The sequence below is a fragment of the Nocardia sp. NPDC059764 genome (genome assembly GCF_042732555.1).
GTDB lineage: Bacteria > Actinomycetota > Actinomycetes > Mycobacteriales > Mycobacteriaceae > Nocardia.
This window is the reverse complement of record NZ_JBHWHH010000307.1, coordinates 1-3,960: the sequence shown is the minus strand read 5'-3', so window position 1 is coordinate 3,960 and position 3,960 is coordinate 1. Positions and strand designations below refer to the sequence as shown.

Here is a 3,960-nt window from a genome sequence, read left to right as displayed (position 1 = left end):
TGTTCCACCCTACGCGGGAATCCGCGATTGTACCATGTCTGGTGGGCTGGGTTATTTGTATAAGCCACCGGGGGTGGGGCGCACGGGTTTTCCCGTGCGCCCCATTCTCATTCCTGGGTAGCGGGCAGCCGGTCGAGGAAGTCCGCGATGAGCGGGGCGATCTCGGCTACATGCGTCTCCAGCGCGAAGTGGCCGGTGTCGAACAGGTGCAGTTCGGCCTCGGGAACGTCCGCGAGATAGGCGTGGGCGCCGGGGGCGGGGAAGAACATGTCGTTCGCACCCCAGGTGATGAGGGTCGGGGGAGTGTACTTGCGCAGCCACGCTTGCCATTCGGGGTAGCGGGCCACATTCGACTTGTAGTCGTAGGCCAGGGCCAGCTGTGCTTCCTTGCGGCCGGGGAGGTCCAGGTAGTGCTGGTCCAGGGTCCAGGCGTCGGGGTTCAGCAGGCTCGGATCGGGGACGCCGCCCTCGTACTGGCCGCGGGTGCCCTCGAGGGTGAACAGGCCGAGGATGACCTCCTCGTCACCCTCGTGATCGGGCCGCAGCGCGACGAAACCCTGTGCGGCCTCGGACAATCCGGCCTCGTAGGCATTGCCGTTCTGGACCACGAGCCCGGCGATCCACTCCGGGTGGCGGGCGGCCAGGCGCAGGCCGACCGGCGCGCCGAAGTCGAAGATGTACATGGCGAACCGGGTCAGGCCCAGCCCCCGCACGAATCCCTCGGTGATGTCGGCCAACCGATCGAAGGTGTAGTCGAAATCCGCCGGCGCCACGGTGTTCCCGAAACCCGGGTAGTCGGGCGCGATCAGCCGATAGCGGCCGCCGAGCACGTCCAGGAGCCGGCGGAACTGGTGCGAGGCGGTGGGAAAACCGTGCAGTAGCAGCAGGACCGGGGCATCGGCGCGGGTGGGGACCGATTCGCGGTAGAACACGTCGACGCCGTCCACCTCGAGGTGACGGTGCTGGACCCGGGGCAGTTCGCTCATAGCTAGGTCAACCGGGGGACGCACCGAATATTTCTCGCATTCACCGAAATTGCCCGGCCACGACCGATGATTTCCGGGCGGACCCCGCGTCCTACCTGTCGGGTGCCGCCGCACCCGCCACACCGACCGAGGAGGAACCCATGCCCGCACTGAACCCATACCTGGTCTTCAACGGCAATGCCGAGGAGGCGATCACCTTCTACCAGTCCGTCTTCGGCGGCGAGGCCACCATCGTCCGCTTCGGTGACATGGGCGGCGACACCCCCGGCGACCTGCCCCCGGAGATCGCCAACCGGGTCGCCAACGCGCAGCTGCCGCTGAGCGCCACCAATATCCTCATGGTGTCCGACACCCCGCCCGGCAACGACATCGACAACTCCAACCCCGGCTTCGCCGTCCAGGTCGAGGTGGAGTCCGCGGCCGAGGCCGAGCGCCTGTTCAACGAGTTCGCCCCCGGCGGCACCGTCACCATGCCGCTCGGCAAGGTCGAGTGGGCCGAGGCCTTCGCCATGGTCACCGACAAGTTCTCGGTGCCGTGGATGATCAACTACACCGGTTCCGCCACCATGTGACGACGTCACCGGATCGTCATTTCTCGCGCGGGTTCGCGCGGCGGTTCCCCCAGTAGGGTCGGTTTCGTGGCCGATCGCGAAGTACGAATCGCCGGCGGCATCGTCGCGGGCCTGGTCACGCTGGGCGTGGCCGAAGCGGTGTCGGTGCTGATCAGTCCCGACAGCACCCCCTTGCAGGCCGTCGGGGCGTGGGTCGTGGACCATACGCCGGACGGGTTCCGGGAATGGGTGATCGGGCTGGTCGGCACCAATGACAAACTGCTGTTGTTCGTGTCGATGGGCGTGGCGGCCGTCGTGCTGGCGGCCGTCGCCGGACTCGCCGAGCGGGCCCGGCGGCCCTGGGGATCGATCCTGTTCGGGGTCTTCGGGCTGCTCGCCCTGCTGGCCGCGGTGGGACGTCCGGCCGCCGCCTGGACCTGGGCGATACCCGCGCTGCTCGGCACCGCGACCGGGATTCTCGTGCTGCGCAGCCTGATTCGCCGACTCGATGAGTCCGCGGAACGCGCCGACGAGACACCGGCCACCGCGGAGTCCATCGAAGAACAAACCACGCAACGGCGGCAGGTGATGCGCTGGCTCGCCATCACCGGAGCCGTGGCGGTCGCCGGTGGCGTGGCCGGACGGATCGTCGGGCTGCGGTCGCGGGACGTCTCCGCCGAGCGGGCCGACGTCGAGTTGCCCACGCCGACCAGCGTCGAGCCGCCGCTCGATCCGGGCGCGGACCTGAAACTGCCGGGCCTCACGCCCTACCTCACCTCGAACTCCAGCTTCTACCGCATCGACACCGCACTCACCGTCCCGCAGGTCAGCAAGGACGACTGGTCCCTGCGCATCCACGGCATGGTCGATCGCGAGATCCGGTTGAGCTACGCCGATCTCGCCGCGCGCACCCCCATCGAGCGGCTGGTCACCCTGACCTGCGTATCCAATCCGGTCGGCGGCGAACTGATCGGCAATGCCCGCTGGCTCGGCTACCGGCTCGACGAACTCGTCGCCAAGGCCGGGCCGCACCCCGACGCCGACATGGTGCTCTCCCGCAGCATCGACGGCTTCACCGCGGGCAGCCCCCTCGCCGTGCTCACCGACGGCCGCGACGCCCTGCTGGCCGTCGGCATGAACGGTGAACCGCTGCCCACCGCGCACGGCTATCCCGCGCGGCTGGTGGTGCCGGGCCTGTACGGGTACGTGTCGGCCACCAAATGGGTGACCGAACTCGAGATCACCAGATTCGATCGCGCGGAAGCGTTCTGGACCAAACGCGGCTGGTCGGCATACGGCCCCATCAAGACCGAATGCCGCATCGACACCCCGCGCGGCCGCACCCTCGCGCCCGGCAAGGTCACCATCGCGGGGGTGGCGTGGGCGCAGCATCGCGGCATCCGCGGCGTGGAAGTCCGTATCGACCAAGGGGACTGGCAGCCCGCGCGCCTGGCGACCGCCCCCTCCATCGACACCTGGGTGCAGTGGGCCTTCGACTGGGACGCGCCCGCGGGCAGCGGCGTGCACACCGTGTGGGCGCGCGCCACCGACGGCACGGGGGAGACCCAGACCGAGCGGCGACAGGACGTCGTGCCCGACGGCGCGACCGGATATCCCTCGCTGACAGTGCGAATCGGCTGACGAACACGCCGGTCGAGCGCGGGCGACAGTTCCGAATAGCCGTTTTGCCCGCGGCCGCCGTCTAGGATCGGCGCGGCAGTCGTCGCCCAGTCCGACCGGTTCAGGGAGCATCCCTCGACGGAACAGAGGAAGCGCATGACCGGAATACTCGAATGGGCGCGGGCGGAGAACCTGCAGCCCGCACCGATCACGCTCGACATCTGGAAGCAGTTGCCGCCCGACTTCTGCCGGCTGGTCGAGGTGGTCAACGGGGATGTGGTGCGGGCCGATACGCCCGCGCTGCCATACCGCAATGCCACCCGGCGGCTGGCCGCCATGCTGGAATCCGGGGCCGAGCGGCATATGAGCCGGTACAACGACGGCTGGCTCTATGTCGGTGTCGACCAGGACGTGCTGCTGTGGGAATCGCCGCGGCTCACCGTCCGCCGCCCCGACATCATCCTGTTCTCCTGCGCCCCCGCCGATGTCGGGCCGCTGCAGGCCGCGCGGGTGAAGATCGCCGTCGAGGTGGTGTCCCCGGCCACCGAACGGGTCGACGCCGCCGACAAGATGGCCGAGTACGCGCTGGCCGGAATCCCGTGGTACTGGCTGGTGTACATGGATCGGGACCGGGTGAAGGCGATTCAGACCCACGTCCTGGTGCTGGGGCACTACCGGCCGCTGCGCCGCCTCACCGCGCACATCGGGGAGACGCTGATCGACATGCCCATCGAGATCGGGATCGATTGGACGCGGCTGATCGGGCTGCTGCTCTGAGGGAATCCGCCCTCCGAAAACGACGC

The 3,960-nt window shown here is 68.8% G+C and carries 4 protein-coding genes; 3 read left to right on the top strand and 1 reads right to left on the bottom strand.

Going from position 1 to position 3,960, the window contains the following annotated elements:
• Positions 1-107: 107 nt before the first annotated feature.
• A complete protein-coding gene (locus ACFV4K_RS34965; protein WP_379280582.1) occupies positions 108-986 on the bottom strand; it encodes an alpha/beta fold hydrolase in 879 nt (292 codons plus the stop codon).
• Between the two features lie 140 nt (positions 987-1,126).
• Here ACFV4K_RS34965 and ACFV4K_RS34960 point away from each other — a divergent pair, with 140 nt between their 5' ends.
• The 3 genes from ACFV4K_RS34960 (at position 1,127) to ACFV4K_RS34950 (ending at position 3,934) form a co-directional block, all read left to right on the top strand.
• Positions 1,127-1,558 carry a VOC family protein gene (locus ACFV4K_RS34960; protein WP_379280581.1) on the top strand — a complete coding sequence of 144 codons (432 nt, stop codon included), beginning with the start codon at positions 1,127-1,129 and terminating at the stop codon, positions 1,556-1,558.
• A gap of 66 nt (positions 1,559-1,624) precedes the next feature.
• Positions 1,625-3,178 carry a molybdopterin-dependent oxidoreductase gene (locus ACFV4K_RS34955; RefSeq protein ID WP_379280580.1) on the top strand — a complete coding sequence of 518 codons (1,554 nt, stop codon included), beginning with the start codon at positions 1,625-1,627 and terminating at the stop codon, positions 3,176-3,178.
• 135 nt (positions 3,179-3,313) lie between these two features.
• Positions 3,314-3,934, top strand: a complete 621-nt coding sequence (locus ACFV4K_RS34950) for a Uma2 family endonuclease (protein ID WP_379280579.1) — start codon at positions 3,314-3,316, stop codon at positions 3,932-3,934.
• Positions 3,935-3,960 lie beyond the last annotated feature (26 nt).

Bases quoted from the DNA above. Each gene is read 5' to 3' on its own strand.
- ACFV4K_RS34965 (WP_379280582.1), bottom strand. From the start codon at position 986: ATGAGCGAACTGCCCCGGGTCCAGCACCGTCACCTCGAGGTGGACGGC.
- ACFV4K_RS34960 (WP_379280581.1), top strand. From the start codon at position 1,127: ATGCCCGCACTGAACCCATACCTGGTCTTCAACGGCAATGCCGAGGAG.
- ACFV4K_RS34950 (WP_379280579.1), top strand. From the start codon at position 3,314: ATGACCGGAATACTCGAATGGGCGCGGGCGGAGAACCTGCAGCCCGCA.